The sequence below is a fragment of the Rhizobium sp. Root491 genome (assembly GCF_001427205.1).
GTDB classification, from domain to species: domain Bacteria; phylum Pseudomonadota; class Alphaproteobacteria; order Rhizobiales; family Rhizobiaceae; genus Agrobacterium; species Agrobacterium tumefaciens.
Genome location: NZ_LMFF01000001.1, coordinates 382,763 through 400,083, shown reverse-complemented (window position 1 = coordinate 400,083; position 17,321 = coordinate 382,763). Strand labels below are relative to the sequence as shown.

Genomic DNA, 17,321 nt, shown 5'->3' with positions numbered 1-17,321 from the left:
TCCCGGCAACGTGATTCGCTGCCATGAGTTTATCGCATGGCAGACCCGACGTGAAAGAAACTTGAAAATCGGCAGGCTTCCAAATAAATAGGCAGAAAATAAGTAGTGTGCTAATTATAAGGCTTGCTGACATGTCCCGCGAAACCGACAAGGAACAGCTTCTGGACGAGGTGTCCGCCTTCACCCGCAAGCTGCGCGCATTTTTTGACGCGCGGGTAGGGGAAAGCGGCCTGACTTTGGCGCGTGCGCGTGCGCTTTTCGCGCTGTCGCGACGTGGGCCGCTGACCCAGACGGAGCTTGCCGAGGAAATGGAAATCGAAACGCCGACGCTGGTGCGCGTGCTGGACGGCATGGAGAAACAGAACCTCATCGAGCGCCGCTCCGACGAAACCGACCGCCGTGCCAAACGCATCCATATGACGGAGGAGGGCGAGAAAACCTCCGAAACGGTGCAGGCGGTGGCAAAATCGCTCCGTTCTGAAATCGCCGCCGATGTTTCCTCGCAGGATCTGGCGATGGCGCTGGATGTCATGCGCAGGCTTTCGGCCAATCTGCAAAATCTGGCAAGCGGGAGGGCGCAATCGTGAGTACCGTGGTGCCGCAAACGGCAGACGAGACCGCCTCTGAAAATGCCGACGTGACGGTAAAGCCCGCGAGCGCGCCGGAATCTGCTGCTGCTGCCGCCGCGCCGCAACCGGTGGAGCGGCCAGTGTGGCTGCGGCTGTGTTTCATCTTTGCGGGCCTGGCGTTCTTCATCACCCAAGGATTGGGCATGAACCTCGTCATGGCCAATCTATATCAGTTGCAGGGCGAATTTTCCGCCACGGTGGCCGAGGTTGCCTGGCTTTCCGCCGCCTATATGGCCCCCTATGCCACGTTTTCCATCGCGCTGTTCAAGGTGCGAACGCAATATGGCCTGCGGCCCTTTGCCGAACTTTCGATCATCGTCTTCGTCGTCGCCTCCTGCCTCAACCTGTTCGTGACAGATTTGCATTCGGCGATCGTCATCCGCTTCCTCAGCGGCATGGCGGCGGCACCTCTTTCTTCGCTCGGCTTTCTCTACATTCTGGAGGCCTTTCCGCCGGCACGGAAATTCTCGCTGGGCTTCAGCATCGCGCTCACCGGAACCTTGCTTTCTGCACCGCTCGCGCGCATCGTCTCGCCTTCCTTGCTGCAAATAGGCGGCTGGAATGCCCTTTACACGATGGAAATGGGCTTCGCGCTGATCTCGCTCGCCTTGATCTACCTGTTGAAAGTCACGCCGCCTCCGCGGGCGAAAGTCATCGAGCGCACGGATATTCTGAGCTACCTTCTGTTTGCGGGTGGCCTCGGCTGTCTTGCGGTCATGCTCACGCTTGGCCGGTTTTACTGGTGGTTCGAAACATGGTGGCTGGGCGTGCTTCTGGCCACGTCGATCACGCTTCTCACGCTGATGGTCGTCATCGAGTTGCCGCGCAAGAACCCGCTGCTTGACCTGCGCTGGATTTTTTCGAAAACCAACCTGCATGTCATAGCGGTACTGCTCATCTACCGTGCAGTTTCCTCCGAGCAATCCTCGACGGCGGTGAGTTTCTACCAGCAGCTTGGCCTTTTGAACGACCAGACGATCACGCTTTATGCTCTGGTGCTTTTGGCGACGGTTCTCGGCGGTGCGGCCTGTGCCTGGCTGATGCTGACGAAATATGTCGATACCGCTCATGTGATTGCGCTTACCCTGATTGCGGCCGGCGCTTTTCTGGACAGCCAGTCCAACAATCTGACGCGGCCAGCGCAGATGTATCTGAGCCAGATGATGATCGCCTTCGGTGCGGCCATGTTCCTGCCGCCCGTTATGGCAAAGGGGTTCGCTGCCGCACTTGCGCGCGGAGCGCCCTATCTGGTGAATTTCATCACCATCTTCCTGTTCACCCAGATCACCGGATCGATGTTGATGACCGGGCTGCTCGGCAGTTTCGTGACGCTGCGCGAAAAATTCCATTCCAATATTCTGGTGGAGAATATCCTGCTCACCAACCCATTGGTCGCCCAGCGCGTGTCGCAGCTTTCCGGCGCCTACAGCCACGTCATCACCGATCCGGCGCTGCTGAAGGCCGAGGGGCTTTCCCTCCTTGGCCAGCAGGTTACCAGGGAAGCCTATGTGCTCGCCTATAACGATACGTTCCTGTTGATTTCCACCGTTGCGGCGCTGGCGCTCATGGCGCTTTTGCTCCACCTTGCATGGCTGCGCATCCGTCCCCGCTTTTTCCGGGACAATGTCGATGCCGCGCCGGCGCCACAGTCTTGAACCTCCAAGAGTGATAATATGCTGAAGAAGATTTTTACCCCCGTTTCCATTCTCGTTCTGCTCGGTGGCCTCGCCGGCGTCGCGCTGGTGCTCTATGCATGGCGCCTGCCGCCATTCCTTTCCACCGTCGAAATGACCGACAACGCCTTCGTGCGTGGTTACGTGACGACGATGAGCCCGCAGGTGAGCGGTTATGTCGTGGATGTGCCGGTGAAGGACTATCAGGAGGTCAAACAGGGCACATTGCTGGCGAAGATAGACGACCGCATCTACCGCCAGAAGCAGGCGCAGGCGGGAGCCGCGCTGGATACGCAAAAAGCGGCACTGGACAATTCCCGCCAGCAGGAAAACGCCGCCAACGCCAATATCCGTTCCAGCGAGGCGGCTGTCGACAGCGCGCAGGCATCTCTGAAACAGGCGCAACTGGCATCAGACCGTCAGGACAACCTCATCAAAAGCGGTGCCGGCACCTCCAGCCTGCAGGAAGAGGCGCATGCTGCGCTTGAAAAGGCGAGGGCATCGCTCTCGCAGGCGAAAGCGGCACTTGAGGTCTCGCGGCAGGATTTGCAGACGATCATCGTTAACCGCAGTTCCCTGCAGGCCGCTGTCGCCAATGCCGAGGCTGCGGTCGAACTCGCCAGGATCGATCTCGACAATACCGAAATTCACGCGCCGGTGGACGGCAGGCTCGGCGAAATCGGCGTGCGCACCGGTCAGTATGTGACAGCCGGAACGCAGTTGATGGCGGTTGTGCCGCACGATGTCTGGGTCATCGCCAATTTCAAGGAAACCCAGCTCGCGGGCATGCAGGTCGGCCAGCCGGTGACGATCTCGGTGGATGCCCTGCATCGCCGCAAGCTCAACGGCCGCGTCGAGCGGTTCTCGCCCGCAACGGGATCGGAATTCGCTGTCATCAAGCCCGACAATGCCACCGGCAATTTCGTGAAGATCGCCCAGCGTCTCGGCGTGCGCATCGCGATCGACGCCGATCAGCCGCTGGCAGCGGATCTGTCGCCGGGCATGTCGGTGGTCGTGCATGTGGACAAGAGCGTGGCGCCGGAGGGGGCGGAGACGGCTGCGAGGTAGTCTGGCGCTGAGTTTGCCGAGAGGCACCCCCTCTGTCCTGCCGGACATCTCCCCCACAAGGGTGGAGATCGAATTGTGGCTTGCGCTCGACAACCTCAACGTTGCGGCTATTAGCGATGTGGGATCGCCCTGCTGATCTCCCTCCTTGTGGGGGAGATGCCCGGCAGGGCAGAGGGGGTAACCTCTCCGCACACTTCACGCCACCGTCAAAAACCAAAAAACCCCGGATGTCGCCATCCGGGGTTTTCCTTATGACCACAAGGCCAAAATCTTATTCGTCGTCGTCGTTGCCGTCAGCTTCCGGATCGAAGAAGTCTTCCGGACGCAGGGCGTCTTCGTCAACGCCGTAGATGGCGTCGGCGGAGGTGAGGCTTTCGCCCTTGGACTGACGCTCGGCTTCTTCGGCAGAACGGGCAACGTTCAGCTCGACCTGAAGCTCGACTTCGGCGTGCAGGTGCAGGGTAACGTTGTGCAGGCCGATGGTCTTGATCGGCGTGTTCAGTTCAACCTGGTTGCGGCCGATGTTGAAGCCTTCGGCGCCGAGGATTTCAACGACGTCGCGAGCAGCAACAGAACCGTAAAGCTGACCGGTTTCGCCAGCCGAGCGAACGACGATGAAGGACTTGCCTTCGAGTGCTTCGGCAACCTTCTGGGCTTCCGACTTGCGCTCGAGGTTACGGGCTTCAAGCGTTGCGCGCTCGGTTTCGAAACGGGTCTTGTTGGCGGCGTTGGCGCGCAGCGCCTTGCCCTGCGGCAGCAGGAAGTTACGTGCGTAACCGTCGCGAACCTTTACGGTTTCGCCCATCTGGCCGAGCTTGTTGATGCGTTCGAGAAGAATAACGTCCATCTTCTTGATCCTTTCTATGTGTTGGTTTCGTTCGTATTGTCAGTTTTCCGCGTTGGGGTGAGGGAGATCGTGCTGCGCACGTCGCTCAATCCCAAAACGAGAATGATAAGCAGCGGGAAGACAAAGACCGCCGAGAGATAGGCGAGGATGAGAACCGGCAGACGCCAGTCCTTTCCACGCGCGCGTTTGTGCAGCGAGGCGTAACCTGCCATCAGGAAGCCCGCGCCGAAGGTGCCGCAGACGACTGCGCCGACCATCGCGGCGACGCCACCGAAGAACATGGCGACGATGCCGCAGAGAAAAACGAAGATGGCGTTGCGGTGCATGCGCAGTGCGGAAGGAATGTCCTCGCGTGGGCGAAGACCCTTGCCGAAGGAACCGACCAGCCGGGCCGCGAAATAATACGCCGCAAACAAAAGGATGACCCACAGGCCGCCCTGAACGATCGGCAGCATCAGAACCAGCAGCGACTTCGTCTGCGCCAGTGCCTCGACATTGGGTTCGAACAGCGGTTCGCGGCTCTGCACTGAGGTCATCATCAGATCGACCATGCGCGCGACGAGATCGGGACCGTAACCGATCATCCAGCCGAGAATGACGACGGCAACCGAAACCAGAAGGCAGAGATGCAGGACGATGCCGGACAGCGGATACCAGGCAAGCAGGTCATCCGGGCCGCCGAGTTCCGAGGCCGGGCGCGCCAGATTGGCAAGATGCGAAAGCCAGCCCGCCGGGATCAGCGTGAAGATCGCAATGGTCAGCGAGAAAAGCGGCGATATGACGAGCGCGCCGATGATAGCCGTGGTGATGATCGCAACGACGGCTGCGCGGTTGCCCCAGCCCATGCCGGCGATGAAGATGGGCATGGCGGAACCGGCGTAAAGCAGGAAGGAAAAGGACGACTGTGCCGTTGCGCCAAGCGTTAGAAACGCGGCGCATATGCCGGCGAGAACGCCGGTGATCAGCACTGTCTGGTTCAACTTTTGCACTTCGCTGTCCTGCTGGAAACTTGAGCAGTTAGAGGACCGTTCCAATCAGGATCGTCGTCCCCAACATGGGTTTTATGGTATCGATCCGCGCCCAACGCGGAGGGATTTGAACTCGCAACCTACTGATTAAAAGTCAGTTGCATCGTGGAAGACGAGGCCGCGCCAAAGCGCGGCCTCGTTTCAAATCATTACGCTACGACGTAAGGCAGCAGGCCGAGGAAACGGGCGCGCTTGATCGCCTGGGCGAGTTCGCGCTGCTTCTTCTGGGAAACGGCCGTGATGCGGGAAGGAACGATCTTGCCGCGCTCGGAAATGTAGCGCTGCAGGAGACGAACGTCCTTGTAGTCGATCTTTGGAGCGTTTGCGCCGGAGAAGGGGCACGTCTTGCGACGGCGGTGGAACGGGCGGCGTGCCTGGGAAGAGGATGTATCAGCCATTGGTCAATTCTCCTTATGCACGGTCTTCGCGCGGACGGCGCGGACGGTCTTCGCGGTCGCCGAAGCCACCTTCGCGCGGTGCGCGGGGACCACGATCTTCACGCGGGCCACGATCCGGACGGTCGCCATCGCGGCGCGGACGGTCGTCACGGTCGCGCTTCTGCATCATCGCGGACGGGCCTTCTTCGTGGGCTTCGACGGCGATGGTCATGTAGCGAAGAACGTCTTCGTTGATGCGCATCTGGCGCTCGATTTCGTGGATCGCAGGCGCCGGAGCGTCGATGTCCATGAGAGCGTAGTGAGCCTTGCGGTTCTTCTTGATGCGATAGGTGAGGGACTTCAGACCCCAGTTCTCGACGCGTCCGACTTTACCGCCGAACGATTCGATAACGCCCTTGTACTGCTCGACAAGTGCGTCGACCTGCTGGGCAGAAATATCCTGCCGGGCAAGGAAGATGTGTTCGTAAAGAGCCATTTAAGCTTTGCCTTTCTTGCGTTTCGTCCTTCACCCGGCAACGGCGCTAAGCCTCAACGACTGCTCCTGGTTAGGCTGCGAAGCCTTAAAGCAAGAAAAGCGTTGTTCGAGACGGTCGAGAGCGGAGACACGGGAGGCCGGAAAAACCTTATGGTTCCTGCTGTTTCGTTACCGAAACCAGCCCTCCGTTCAGCCACCAGCCAATTGGACCGGGTGTTGTGAACAGCGCGCTTATACCCATTTTTGCCCGGAATGCAAGGACCGGAGGCGAAAAAGCGCGCTGCGCTGTCGTCAGATCGGCATCGGATATTGCCGATGGATCGCCGCAATACCCTTCAGCACCTCTTCCGATAGCGCCACATCGGCTGCTGCGATATCCACCTTCAGCTGCTCCATGGTCGTTGCGCCGATGATGGCGGAGGCCATGAAGGGGCGTGTCAGGCAGAAGGCGATGGCGAGCTGTGCCGGATCGAGGCCGTGTTGTGCGGCTAGCTCAAGATAGGCCTTGACCGGCGCTTCCTGATGCGGCTGCAGGCGACCGCCGAGGTCCTTGTTGATGGTGCCGCGCGAGCCCGCAGGGCGTGCGCCGTTCTGATACTTGCCCGTGAGCAGCCCTGCCGCCAGCGGCGAGTAGGCCAGCAGGCCGACATCTTCGTGATGCGCGACTTCCGCCATGTCGAGATCGAAGCTGCGATAGAGCAGGTTATATTCGTTCTGGATGGTTGCGACGCGCGGCAGGCCACGGGCCTCGGCAATATCGATATATTTCTGTGTACCCCAGGCGCTTTCGTTGGAAAGGCCGATAGCGCGGATCTTGCCGGCCTTTACCAGCTCGCCGAGCGTGTCGAGCTTTTCGGTTATCTCGGCAAGCGTGCGCTCCTTTTCCTGACCGGAAGCATCAAAGCTCCAGGCGCCGCGGAAGTGATAGGTGCCGCGGTTCGGCCAGTGGATCTGATAGAGGTCGATGTAATCCGTCTTCAGGCGCGTGAGGCTGGTATCTACTGCCTCGCGGATGGCGCTCGCATCAATATCGCGCCCGCCGCGAATATAGTCACGCCCGGAACCGGCGACCTTGGTGGCGAGCACGACCTGGTCACGCTTGCCGGTCTTTTCGAACCATGTGCCGATATAGTCTTCCGTCCGTCCCTGCGTTTCGGCGGAAACGGGGGTGGTGGGGTAAAGCTCGGCAGTATCGAAGAAATTGACGCCGTTCTCCAGCGCGTAATCCATCTGCGCATGCGCTTCGGCTTCAGTGTTCTGCGTGCCCCACGTCATTGTGCCAAGGCAAATTTCGGACACGGAAATGCCCGTGCGGCCCAATAGTCTCTGTTTCATGGAAATGTCCCGGTGCTTGGCCAGATATTTGAAAGGTGGCATGAAAGTAATGGGGAATTGCCGCAGTGCAAGAAAAAATATGATGAAAAGAAAGGGGAAAATAGATCGGCAAAACCGCGTCGATGGGGTGCCGAAGGGCTTCAAGCCTTGACTCCGCAGGCCGGAATGTGAATGGAAGTCGAAAAGAATAAAGGCAAGGCCAGACAAGAAGGACCACATCCCATGGGTATTGCATTCACATTTCCCGGTCAGGGAAGCCAAGCCATCGGCATGGGCAAGGAACTCGCCGATACCTATCCGGAAGCACGGGCTGTGTTCCAGGAGGTCGATGACGCGCTCGGCCAGAAGCTTTCCGACATCATGTGGAATGGCCCGGAAGAAACGCTGACGCTGACGGCCAATGCCCAGCCGGCGCTCATGGCGGTGTCCATGGCGGTCATGCGGGTTCTGGAAGCGCGGGGTCTGAAGCTCTCCGACGCCGTTTCTTATGTCGCTGGCCATTCGCTCGGTGAATATTCCGCGCTCTGTGCTGCCGGCACCTTCTCGATTGCCGATACCGCACGGCTTCTCCGCATCCGCGGCAATGCCATGCAGGCTGCCGTGCCGGTGGGCGAGGGCGCGATGGCAGCGATCATCGGGCTGGAGCACGATGCTGTTTCGGCAATCTGTGAAGAGGCTTCCATTCTCGGCGTCTGCCAGATCGCCAACGACAATGGCGGCGGCCAGCTGGTCATTTCCGGCGGCAAGGCGGCTGTCGAGAAGGCGGCTGCGATCGCTTCCGAAAAGGGCGCCAAGCGCGCCATCATGCTGCCTGTTTCCGCGCCCTTCCACTCAGCGCTGATGGCGCCGGCGGCGGAAGCCATGCGCGAGGCGCTGGCGGCTGTCGAAAAGAATAATCCGGTCGTGCCTGTTATCGCCAATGTGCGTGCCGCCCCGGTTTCCGACGCCAATGAGATCGCCGCTTTGCTGGTCGAGCAGGTGACGGGCCAGGTGCGCTGGCGCGAGACGGTGGAATGGTTCGCCGCCAACAATATAACGCAGCTTTACGAGATCGGCTCCGGCAAGGTGCTGACGGGTCTTGCCCGTCGCATCGACAAGACGGTGAACGGCGTTGCCGTCAACGGCGCTGCCGATATCGACCAGCTTCTCGCCACTCTTATCGGCTGAGACGGGCTTCGCCCCGCATCGGCTTTTTGTTTTACGGTAATTCCCGATGCGATTTCGCTAAAAGGCTTTTGCGGAATTGCTCTAAAGAAGGAACGGAACATGTTTGATCTGACAGGCCGCAAGGCTCTCGTAACCGGCGCGACCGGCGGCATTGGCGAGGAAATCGCCCGCCTTCTGCACAGCCAGGGCGCAACCGTCGGCCTGCACGGCACGCGCGTTGAAAAGCTCGAAGCCCTGGCGGCGGAACTTGGCGACCGCGTCAAGATTTTCCCGGCCAACCTTGCCGATCGTGCCGAGGTCAAGGCGCTGGGCGAAAAGGCCGAGGCCGAGCTGGAAGGCGTCGACATTCTTGTCAACAATGCCGGGATTACCAAGGACGGCCTGTTCGTGCGCATGAGCGACGAGGACTGGGACAACGTCATCGAGGTGAACCTGACCGCGATGTTCCGTCTGACGCGTGAACTGACGCATCCGATGATGCGCCGCCGTTTCGGCCGCATCATCAACATCACCTCCATCGTCGGCGTCACCGGCAATCCCGGCCAGGCGAACTATTGCGCCTCCAAGGCCGGCATGATCGGTTTTTCGAAGTCGCTGGCACAGGAAATCGCCACCCGCAACGTCACCGTCAACTGCGTGGCGCCCGGCTTCATCGAAAGCGCGATGACCGGCAAGCTGAACGACAAGCAGAAAGACGCCATCATGGGTGCCATTCCCATGAAGCGCATGGGAACGGGCGCCGAAGTCGCTTCGGCCGTACTTTATCTGGCTTCCAATGAAGCTGCCTACATGACCGGCCAGACCTTGCACGTCAATGGCGGCATGGCGATGATCTGACGCCACCTGAAAGGCGTCTTGAAACGATTGCGGCGCTGTTTCTGCACCTTGTTTGGTGTCGGGCGCCGCAAGACCCTCCATGCCGGTTTCCGGCGAAATTGCCTGTCATACGTTGTGCTTAGCGCGTTTTCAGGCTTTTCGACCGGTTGAAACCGTGTTAATCGGGCCAAGACTGTGAACAGTCGTCCCGGAGAGACAGGAAGCCGTTGCGATTTTGCGCGACGATGTCTAGCTTGGACCGGGTTGAACGGGTTTGCCAGCAGTGCCGGATTTGAACGGCGCATGAGGGCTTCTAACAGGGCAGGGTGCCGTAAGGCATTCCCTTCAAAATAAAGGTCGAGGAAACCGACATGAGCGATATCGCAGAACGCGTAAAGAAAATTGTAATTGATCATCTGGGCGTCGACGCCGACAAAGTTGTTGAAGGCGCAAGCTTCATTGACGATCTGGGCGCTGATTCGCTCGATACCGTTGAACTGGTCATGGCTTTCGAAGAAGAATTCGGCGTCGAGATCCCAGACGACGCAGCTGACTCGATCCTGACTGTTGGCGACGCTGTCAAGTTCATCGAGAAGGCCCAGGCCTGATCGACCTGTATTGGGGAGGTGTAACAACCTCCCGTCTTGGCCCGGCTTGTCCGGGCCAATATTTTATCGTGAAACAGAACGCGCCCGAAAGACGTGCGTCCTGACGAATGCATAAGTTTCCGAACCGGCTCCGGCCTGCGGAAGATTATGCGGACATTCAAAATGGCGCAGCGCCTGTTCCCGCCATTCCATGGTGTGTGGCGTTGCAAAAAGACCGATGATTTGGATAAGGGCGGAGCGTTGGCGATGAGGCGTGTCGTTATCACCGGTACCGGCATGGTATCTCCTCTTGGATGCGGAACGGAAATCACCTGGGAACGGCTGCTTGCCGGCCAGAACGGTGCCCGTCTCGTGACTGAGTTCGAAGTCGAAGACTTGCCCGCAAAGATTGCCTGTCGCATTCCCGTCGGCGATGGCTCCAACGGCACGTTCAATGCCGACGACTGGATGGAACTCAAAGAGCAGCGCAAGATCGATCCGTTCATCCTTTTCGGTGTGGCCGCTGCCGACATGGCGCTTGCGGACGCCGGCTGGCATCCCGAAACGGACGAAGACCAGATCGCCACGGGCGTTCTGATCGGCTCCGGCATCGGCGGTCTGGAAGGTATTGTCGAGGCGGGTTATACGCTGCGCGACAAGGGCCCCCGCCGCATTTCTCCATTTTTCATTCCCGGCCGTCTGATCAATCTGGTTTCCGGCCACGTTTCCATCCGTCACAAGCTGCGCGGTCCGAACCACGCCGTAGTGACGGCTTGCTCGACCGGTGCGCATGCCATCGGCGATGCTGCCAGGATGATTGCGTTCGGCGATGCCGAGGTCATGGTCGCAGGTGGTGCCGAATCGCCGGTCTGCCGCATCGCGCTTGCCGGCTTTGCCGCCTGCAAGGCGCTTTCCACCCAGCATAATGACGATCCGCAGAAGGCATCGCGTCCCTATGACCGCGACCGTGACGGTTTCGTCATGGGCGAAGGTGCCGGCATCGTCGTTCTGGAAGAGCTGGAACATGCCAAGGCCCGCGGCGCAAAGATTTATGCCGAAGTCGTCGGTTACGGCCTTTCCGGTGATGCCTATCACATCACCGCACCGTCTGAAGATGGCGATGGCGCCTACCGCTGCATGGCAATGGCGCTGAAGCGCGCCGGCCTCACGCCTGACGATATCGACTACATCAACGCCCACGGCACCTCCACCATGGCCGATACGATCGAGCTTGGTGCGGTCGAGCGGCTGGTTGGTGACGCGGCGTCGAAGATTTCCATGTCTTCCACAAAGTCGGCCACCGGCCATCTTCTCGGAGCAGCTGGCGCTATCGAGGCGATTTTCGCCACGCTTGCGATCCGCGACAACATCGTTCCGCCGACGCTGAACCTCGACAATCCCGACGTGGAGACGAAGATCGATCTGGTGCCGCACAAGTCGCGCAAGAGGCAGGTCAACGTCGCCTTGTCGAACTCCTTCGGGTTTGGCGGCACCAACGCCTCCCTCGTACTGCGTCGCTACGAAGCATAAATCACGACGAAAACCCGGCGCCGCAAACCGCCTAAAGCGGTGCGGCTCCCTCCCGCCGGGTGCCTGAGAGCGCTCTTCTTTGAAGAACGCATTGCGGCTTGCGAAAGCCATTTCGATTTTCGCGCCGATATTGTAGTCGTTTACGGAAGACGGTTTGCCGGTTTCGGAATGATTTCCTGCTGCGGGTGAATTTCCCGCCGCAGATGGCTTTCCTTGACCGGCTTTGCCGGAAACGACGATTCGTGAAGGAGGACAATGAGGTCTTCACGATGTCTCTATGTGGTGCAGGAAGGCATTCCGAACCTGTTTTTGCCGCATTACCTGCGCAAAAAGCGCTGACAACGCCGAACTGAAAAGGACCGACGGTGAGCGACACGAACCAGAACAGCCAGGGACCATACGGACGAGACGGCGCGGGTGAGGGCAATCGCGGCCCGATCATCCCGAAATCCCCGACCGAAGCGCTTCGGCCGGAAAAAGTGCCGGCTCCACCGAAGCGCTCCCGCAAGGCCCATGGCCAGCTGGTGATCTTCCTGAATTTTCTGATGACGCTTGCGGTTGCCGTCTGTGTGCTTGCTGTCGCAGCCTTCTATTACATGATCAATGCGTTCCAGGAGCCCGGTCCGCTTCAGACGAACACACATTTCACGGTGCGCAACGGCGCAGGCCTCATCGAGATCGCCAATAATCTCGAGCGCAATGACGTCGTATCCAATGCCCGTGTCTTCCGCCTGATGACGGGCAGCTACCTGCAAAAGGACCAGACGCTGAAGGCGGGCGAATACGAAATCAAGGCCGGCGCATCGATGAAGGATATCATGATGCTCTTGGAGTCGGGCAAATCGATCCTTTATTCCGTATCGTTGCCGGAAGGTCTGACCGTCAAGCAGATGTTCGCGCGGCTTGCCGCCGACGAGGTGCTGGATGGCGAATTGCCCGCCACCCTGCCGCCGGAAGGCAGCCTTCGCCCCGATACCTATCGCTTTACCCGTGGTACGAAGCGTGAGGAAATCATCAACCAGATGAGCGCGGCGCAGGAGAAGCTGATCGACATGATCTGGGAACGTCGTGACCCCGATCTGCCGATCAAGACGGTCGAAGAATTCGTGACGCTCGCCTCGATCGTGGAGAAGGAAACCGGCAAGGACGACGAGCGCGCCCATGTCGCTTCGGTGTTCTACAACCGGCTGAAGAAGGGCATGCGCCTGCAATCCGACCCGACGATCATCTACGGTCTCTTCGGCGGCGACGGCAAACCGTCCGACCGTCCGATCTACCAGTCGGACCTGCAAAAGCAGACGCCGTTTAACACCTATGTCATCAAAGGCCTGCCACCGTCTCCCATCGCCAATCCGGGCCGGGCCGCACTCGAGGCGGTTGCCAACCCGTGGCGCACCGATGACATCTACTTTGTTGCCGATGGCACCGGCGGCCATGTGTTTGCAAAGACGCTGGACGAACATAACGCCAATGTGCGCCGCTGGCGCAAGATTGAGGCCGAAAAAGCGGCTTCTGGCGCCAATCCCGATGTTGTCGTGGATGGTCAGCCCGGCGGCACCGAGGCGGAAAAACCGGCCAATAACTGATAGTTCTGACCGGGCTTTGTCATCGCGAGGCCCGGTTTTTTGCACGGCATGATGGGGGCTTTCTGAATATGACATTGCAATCGATGACCGGGTTCGCGCGCAGCGAAGGAACCTCCGGCCGTTACCGCTGGGCGTGGGAATTGCGCTCGGTGAACGGCAAGGGGCTCGATGTGCGCCTGCGCCTGCCAAACGGTCTGGAAGCGCTGGAAACGGGCCTACGGGAAATCGCGGCACAGCATCTTTCCCGTGGCAATATTCAGGCGGGATTGACGCTGGCGATTGCGGAAAACCGGCTGGAGGCGGTGATCAACCGCGATGCTCTTGCCGCAGTTCTCGCTCTCAAGGAAGAACTGGGCGACGTCGTCGACGACAAGCCGCTGAGCTTCGATACGCTACTGTCGCTGCGCGGGCTCGTCGATTTTCGCGAGGCGGAAGATGATGCCGAGGCGCAGGCCGCGCGCAACGCCGACGTGCTTGCGGGCTTTGCCGCCGCCGTTGAGAAGCTGAAGGACATGCGCGAGCGGGAAGGGGCGTCCCTGTTTGTCATCCTTTCCGGGCAGATCGACAGGATCGAGCAACTCGTGAACCTCATCGAAAACGATCCTTCCCGCCAGCCGGAACAGATCGCTGCAAGGCTTGCCCAGCAGATTGCCCTTATTGGCGATGGCATGCACGGGCTCGATCGCGACCGTCTGCACGCCGAGGCCGCACTGATCGCTACCAAGGCGGATCTGCGCGAAGAGGTCGACCGGCTACACGCACATGTCCAGGCATCGCGCGAACTTTTGGCTCATGGCGGGCCAGTTGGCCGCAAGCTCGATTTTCTTGCACAGGAATTTAACCGCGAGTCGAATACAATCTGTTCCAAATCGAACGCCAGTGCGGTAACCGCAGCAGGCATAGAGCTGAAAGTGGTTATCGACCAGTTCCGCGAGCAGGTCCAAAATCTGGAGTAGACCCATGGTTCCGGTGAACAATTCCCCTGTTACGATTGCCCGCAGAGGGCTGATGCTGGTGATTTCATCGCCATCGGGCGCTGGTAAATCCACGATAGCGCGCAACCTGCTCGACAAGGACAAGAACATCAGCCTGTCCGTCAGCGTGACGACGCGCCCGCGCCGCCAGAGCGAGATTGAAGGCATCCACTACCACTTCATCTCCAAGCGCGACTTCGAGCGGCTGCGTGACAGCGATGAGCTTCTGGAATGGGCCGAGGTTCACGGCAATTTTTACGGCACGCCGCGCGAGCCGGTGGAAGTGGCGATGGCGGCCGGACGCGACATGCTGTTCGACATCGACTGGCAGGGCGCCGAACAGCTTCAGGACAAGATGAAGGCCGACGTCGTGTCGATCTTCATCCTGCCGCCAACCATGACCGAGCTGCAATCGCGCCTGCACCGCCGCGCCGAAGACACCGAAGCGGTGATCCAGACCCGGCTTCTCAATTCCCGCGCCGAGATCGAGCACTGGCGCGATTACGACTACGTCATCCTCAATGACGACCTGCAGGCGGCCTTCGAGGCCGTAGAAGCGATAGTCAAGGCCGAACGTGTGCGCCGCGACCGCCGCCACGGCATGTTCGATTTCGTGCGCGGACTGCTTGCGGAAGAACCGCAGCTCTGATTTGGCAGTTAAAGCGGCTTGTTATCTCTAATGCTGACGTAGCCATTGCCGGGACAGGCGCTCGTCTGCCGCGTCTGCTGCCCAGCCGTGGCCTGTGTCGAGTTTCTCCAGTACCACATCCGCGCCCGCAGTCGAAAATTGATCGGCCAAATGGGGCGCATCATCGCGATGCCGCCGCTCATCATGTGCACCTGCCAGCAGGAGCGCAGGATATCCGGTGAGCTTCGGAAAATGCTCGTTATTGCGGGGGGATAGTGGCCGAAGCAGAATGGCACCCCTCGACAGATGACGATTCTGGCAGATTGTTTCAGCCGCGATGATCGCACCGTTTGAATATCCCGCGAGAAAGGGTCTTTGCCCCGTCTGCTGATATACGAATTCGATAAACCGGCAAAGTCCGGCGGCTTGATGTTTCAGGTCGTCGATATCGAGTTGTCTGTCGGGCTTTCTGCGAAAAAACGCAAAGCCATTTTCCCATGGCACAATGCCTCTCGGAGCATACAGAATGCCGTTGGGAAAAACGGCACGGCCAAACAATGCGAGATCTTCCTCCGTTCTTCCCGAACCGTGTAGCAACACGACCGCGCAATCAGGCGATCCGACGGGCATGTGGAGCTTGTAGTGAAAACCGGCACTCTCCACGCGCTTGTCCCCTAATTCTGTCACCCGCGTTAGAAGTGCCGAAACGTCGCCTTCAATTACAGGCAGTTCGCCAGCGTCACAAATTCCTCGACCGACAGCGTTTCAGCCCGCCGTGTCGCGTCAATGCCTGCCTTTTCCAGCAGAACTTCACCGCCAAGGCTTTTCAAGCTCTGGCGCAGCATCTTGCGGCGTTGGCCGAAGGCGGCTTCCGTTACCTTTTCGAGCTTCGCGACATCGCAGGGCAGCGGCTTTTCCTTTGGCAGCAGATGCACGACCGTCGAGGTAACCTTAGGCGGTGGGCTGAAGGCCTGCGGCGGGACGTCGAAGGCCATTTCCGAAACCGTGCGCCAGCCGGCGAGCACGCCAAGGCGGCCGTAATGGTTGTCGCCTTCTTCTGCCACGATGCGCTGGCCGACTTCCTTCTGGAACATCAGCGTCATGGAGAGCCAGAAAGGCGGCCATTCTTTCGGCAGCAGCCAGTTGACCAGCAATTGCGTGCCGACATTGTATGGCAGGTTGGCAATGATCCGCACCGGTTCGCCAGCGGGAACCAAAGCCTCGAAATCGGTCTTCAGCGCATCACCCTCGATGACCTCAAGACGTCCGGGATAATGCGCTTCGATCTCCGCAAGTGCCGGCAGGCAGCGGCTGTCCCGCTCAATGGCGATAACCTTTTTGGCACCGAGCGATAGAATGGCGCGGGTGAGGCCACCAGGCCCGGGGCCAACCTCGATGACCGTCACGCCGTCAAGCGGCCCAGCGGTTCGGGCGATCTTCTGGGTGAGATTGAGATCGAACAGGAAGTTCTGCCCGAGCGACTTCTTAGCGTCTAGCCCATGGCGCTGAATGACATCGCGTAGCGGTGGCAATCCGTCAATCGCGGCCATTATGCGCCGACCCGGCTGCGAAGAGAAATCTCCGCCGCCATCTTCAGCGCTGCGACAAGGCTCGTTTCGCTGGCAATGCCCTGGCCGGCGATGCCGAAGGCGGTGCCGTGGTCGGGCGAGGTACGGATGAAGGGCAGGCCGAGCGTGACATTGACGGAATCGTCAAAGCCAAGCGCCTTGGCCGGGATAAGGGCCTGATCGTGATACATGCAGACGGCGACATCATAGCGCCTGCGGGCGGCATCGTGGAACATCGTATCGGCGGGCAGGGGGCCGAAAGCGTCGATCCCATCTTTCCGCAACCGTATGGTCGCAGGGTGAACCACATCGCGGTCCTCCGTGCCCAATGCCCCATCTTCACCCGCGTGCGGATTGAGACCGGCGACCGCCAGTCGTGGTGCCTCGATGCCGAATTTCTGCCGCAGATCAGCATCGATAATGCGGCAGGTCGTAACGATCAGCTCTTCCGTCAGCGCCGAAGGCACGTCTTTTACTGGGATATGGATCGTTACCGGCACGACGCGGACCTTGGGTCCGGCAATCATCATCACCGGCATCACCTGTTTGCCGGTCAGGCGCAAAGCCAGATCGGCGAGAAATTCCGTGTGACCGGGAAAACCGAAGCCTGCTTCGTAAAGCACGGATTTCGCAATCGGATTGGTGACGACGGCGGAAGCCTTGCCCTCGACCGTCAAGGCAACGGCGAGCTCGATCGCCTTGATCGTCGCATGAGCGGCTCCGACATGCGGCTGGCCGGCCTGAACCTCGAAACCGACGGGAAGAGGAAGAACGGGAAAAGCACGGTCGAACACGCCGACGGCATCCGCCGCTTCGCAGGTCTCGATATTGACCGGTATGCCAAGCAGCGCCGCACGGCTCGCCACCACATCGGGATCGCCGATGAAGATGAAGGGCGCCACGCCGTTCTCCCGGCGCTTGGCCCAGGCGGCAATGGCGATATCAGGGCCGATACCGGCTGGATCTCCCTGTGTCAGGGCAAGCGGCAGGGATGCATGTGTCACGGAAAGGC

Annotated in this window: 18 protein-coding genes; 10 read left to right on the top strand and 8 right to left on the bottom strand. The window is 59.7% G+C overall.

The genetic code is table 11. From position 1 onward, the window contains the following. Positions 1-131: 131 nt before the first annotated feature. The 3 genes from ASD46_RS01990 to ASD46_RS01980 are packed head-to-tail and all read left to right on the top strand — an operon-like array spanning position 132 to position 3,370. Positions 132-587, top strand: coding sequence for a MarR family winged helix-turn-helix transcriptional regulator (locus tag ASD46_RS01990; protein ID WP_003512359.1), 456 nt, complete (start codon positions 132-134; stop codon positions 585-587). Then, the gene (locus ASD46_RS01985; RefSeq protein WP_025592958.1) at positions 584-2,284 is read left to right on the top strand and encodes an MFS transporter; all 1,701 of its coding nucleotides are present in this window, start codon (positions 584-586) and stop codon (positions 2,282-2,284) included. The genes ASD46_RS01990 and ASD46_RS01985 overlap by 4 nt, the downstream gene beginning before the upstream one ends. An 18-nt stretch (positions 2,285-2,302) precedes the next feature. Next, on the top strand, positions 2,303-3,370 hold the full coding sequence (locus ASD46_RS01980) for an HlyD family secretion protein (RefSeq protein ID WP_003512361.1): 1,068 nt from the start codon (positions 2,303-2,305) through the stop codon (positions 3,368-3,370). A 271-nt stretch (positions 3,371-3,641) separates the two neighbouring features. Here the strand turns inward: ASD46_RS01980 and rplI are convergent, their stop codons facing one another. The 5 genes from rplI to ASD46_RS01955 form a co-directional block, all read right to left on the bottom strand. After that, positions 3,642-4,217 (bottom strand): 50S ribosomal protein L9, encoded by a 576-nt coding sequence (gene rplI / locus ASD46_RS01975; RefSeq protein WP_003512362.1) that lies wholly within the window; start codon positions 4,215-4,217, stop codon positions 3,642-3,644. Positions 4,218-4,231: 14 nt separating this feature from the next. Further along, positions 4,232-5,206, bottom strand: coding sequence for a hypothetical protein (locus ASD46_RS01970; RefSeq protein ID WP_025592960.1), 975 nt, complete (start codon positions 5,204-5,206; stop codon positions 4,232-4,234). A 188-nt stretch (positions 5,207-5,394) separates the two neighbouring features. Next, positions 5,395-5,643: a 30S ribosomal protein S18 gene (gene rpsR / locus ASD46_RS01965; RefSeq protein WP_003496832.1), complete on the bottom strand. Its 249-nt coding sequence runs from the start codon at positions 5,641-5,643 to the stop codon at positions 5,395-5,397. 13 nt (positions 5,644-5,656) lie between these two features. Then, positions 5,657-6,118: a 30S ribosomal protein S6 gene (rpsF, locus tag ASD46_RS01960; RefSeq protein WP_003512373.1), complete on the bottom strand. Its 462-nt coding sequence runs from the start codon at positions 6,116-6,118 to the stop codon at positions 5,657-5,659. A gap of 291 nt (positions 6,119-6,409) precedes the next feature. Further along, positions 6,410-7,453: an aldo/keto reductase gene (locus ASD46_RS01955; RefSeq protein ID WP_025592963.1), complete on the bottom strand. Its 1,044-nt coding sequence runs from the start codon at positions 7,451-7,453 to the stop codon at positions 6,410-6,412. Between the two features lie 222 nt (positions 7,454-7,675). On the opposite strand from ASD46_RS01955, the gene fabD reads away from it, so the two are divergent. The 7 genes from fabD (at position 7,676) to gmk (ending at position 14,762) form a co-directional block, all read left to right on the top strand. Continuing rightward, positions 7,676-8,620, top strand: coding sequence for an ACP S-malonyltransferase (fabD, locus tag ASD46_RS01950; RefSeq protein ID WP_025592965.1), 945 nt, complete (start codon positions 7,676-7,678; stop codon positions 8,618-8,620). Between the two features lie 99 nt (positions 8,621-8,719). Then, positions 8,720-9,457, top strand: a complete 738-nt coding sequence (gene fabG / locus ASD46_RS01945; RefSeq protein WP_003512379.1) for a 3-oxoacyl-[acyl-carrier-protein] reductase — start codon at positions 8,720-8,722, stop codon at positions 9,455-9,457. Between the two features lie 350 nt (positions 9,458-9,807). Next, a complete protein-coding gene (locus ASD46_RS01940) occupies positions 9,808-10,044 on the top strand; it encodes an acyl carrier protein (protein ID WP_003502080.1) in 237 nt (78 codons plus the stop codon). Positions 10,045-10,290: 246 nt separating this feature from the next. After that, a complete protein-coding gene (fabF, locus tag ASD46_RS01935) occupies positions 10,291-11,553 on the top strand; it encodes a beta-ketoacyl-ACP synthase II (RefSeq protein ID WP_025592969.1) in 1,263 nt (420 codons plus the stop codon). A 365-nt stretch (positions 11,554-11,918) separates the two neighbouring features. Continuing rightward, entirely contained in the window at positions 11,919-13,139 is a 1,221-nt protein-coding gene (mltG, locus tag ASD46_RS01930; RefSeq protein ID WP_003512383.1) for an endolytic transglycosylase MltG, read from the top strand. 68 nt (positions 13,140-13,207) lie between these two features. Further along, positions 13,208-14,095 (top strand): YicC/YloC family endoribonuclease, encoded by an 888-nt coding sequence (locus ASD46_RS01925; RefSeq protein ID WP_025592973.1) that lies wholly within the window; start codon positions 13,208-13,210, stop codon positions 14,093-14,095. Between the two features lie 4 nt (positions 14,096-14,099). Continuing rightward, positions 14,100-14,762, top strand: a complete 663-nt coding sequence (gene gmk / locus ASD46_RS01920; protein WP_003512388.1) for a guanylate kinase — start codon at positions 14,100-14,102, stop codon at positions 14,760-14,762. Between the two features lie 27 nt (positions 14,763-14,789). On the opposite strand, the gene ASD46_RS01915 is transcribed toward gmk, so the two are convergent. From ASD46_RS01915 to pdxA, 3 genes are read right to left on the bottom strand one after another with little or no spacing between them, the layout of a single operon-like run. Further along, complete coding sequence (locus ASD46_RS01915) at positions 14,790-15,404, bottom strand: alpha/beta hydrolase (RefSeq protein WP_025592976.1); 615 nt, start codon at positions 15,402-15,404, stop codon at positions 14,790-14,792. A gap of 56 nt (positions 15,405-15,460) precedes the next feature. Then, positions 15,461-16,291 carry a 16S rRNA (adenine(1518)-N(6)/adenine(1519)-N(6))-dimethyltransferase RsmA gene (rsmA, locus tag ASD46_RS01910; RefSeq protein WP_025592977.1) on the bottom strand — a complete coding sequence of 277 codons (831 nt, stop codon included), beginning with the start codon at positions 16,289-16,291 and terminating at the stop codon, positions 15,461-15,463. Continuing rightward, entirely contained in the window at positions 16,291-17,313 is a 1,023-nt protein-coding gene (pdxA, locus tag ASD46_RS01905; RefSeq protein WP_025592978.1) for a 4-hydroxythreonine-4-phosphate dehydrogenase PdxA, read from the bottom strand. Before pdxA ends, rsmA begins: the two co-directional genes overlap by 1 nt. Between the last annotated feature and the right edge of the window lie 8 nt (positions 17,314-17,321).

Coding starts and splice junctions, on each gene's coding strand:
- ASD46_RS01940 (WP_003502080.1), top strand. CDS start 9,808: ATGAGCGATATCGCAGAACGCGTAAAGAAAATTGTAATTGATCATCTG.
- ASD46_RS01955 (WP_025592963.1), bottom strand. CDS start 7,453: ATGAAACAGAGACTATTGGGCCGCACGGGCATTTCCGTGTCCGAAATT.
- gmk (WP_003512388.1), top strand. CDS start 14,100: ATGGTTCCGGTGAACAATTCCCCTGTTACGATTGCCCGCAGAGGGCTG.
- rpsR (WP_003496832.1), bottom strand. CDS start 5,643: ATGGCTGATACATCCTCTTCCCAGGCACGCCGCCCGTTCCACCGCCGT.
- ASD46_RS01980 (WP_003512361.1), top strand. CDS start 2,303: ATGCTGAAGAAGATTTTTACCCCCGTTTCCATTCTCGTTCTGCTCGGT.
- rsmA (WP_025592977.1), bottom strand. CDS start 16,291: ATGGCCGCGATTGACGGATTGCCACCGCTACGCGATGTCATTCAGCGC.
- fabD (WP_025592965.1), top strand. CDS start 7,676: ATGGGTATTGCATTCACATTTCCCGGTCAGGGAAGCCAAGCCATCGGC.
- fabG (WP_003512379.1), top strand. CDS start 8,720: ATGTTTGATCTGACAGGCCGCAAGGCTCTCGTAACCGGCGCGACCGGC.
- fabF (WP_025592969.1), top strand. CDS start 10,291: ATGAGGCGTGTCGTTATCACCGGTACCGGCATGGTATCTCCTCTTGGA.
- ASD46_RS01990 (WP_003512359.1), top strand. CDS start 132: ATGTCCCGCGAAACCGACAAGGAACAGCTTCTGGACGAGGTGTCCGCC.
- rpsF (WP_003512373.1), bottom strand. CDS start 6,118: ATGGCTCTTTACGAACACATCTTCCTTGCCCGGCAGGATATTTCTGCC.
- rplI (WP_003512362.1), bottom strand. CDS start 4,217: ATGGACGTTATTCTTCTCGAACGCATCAACAAGCTCGGCCAGATGGGC.
- ASD46_RS01925 (WP_025592973.1), top strand. CDS start 13,208: ATGACATTGCAATCGATGACCGGGTTCGCGCGCAGCGAAGGAACCTCC.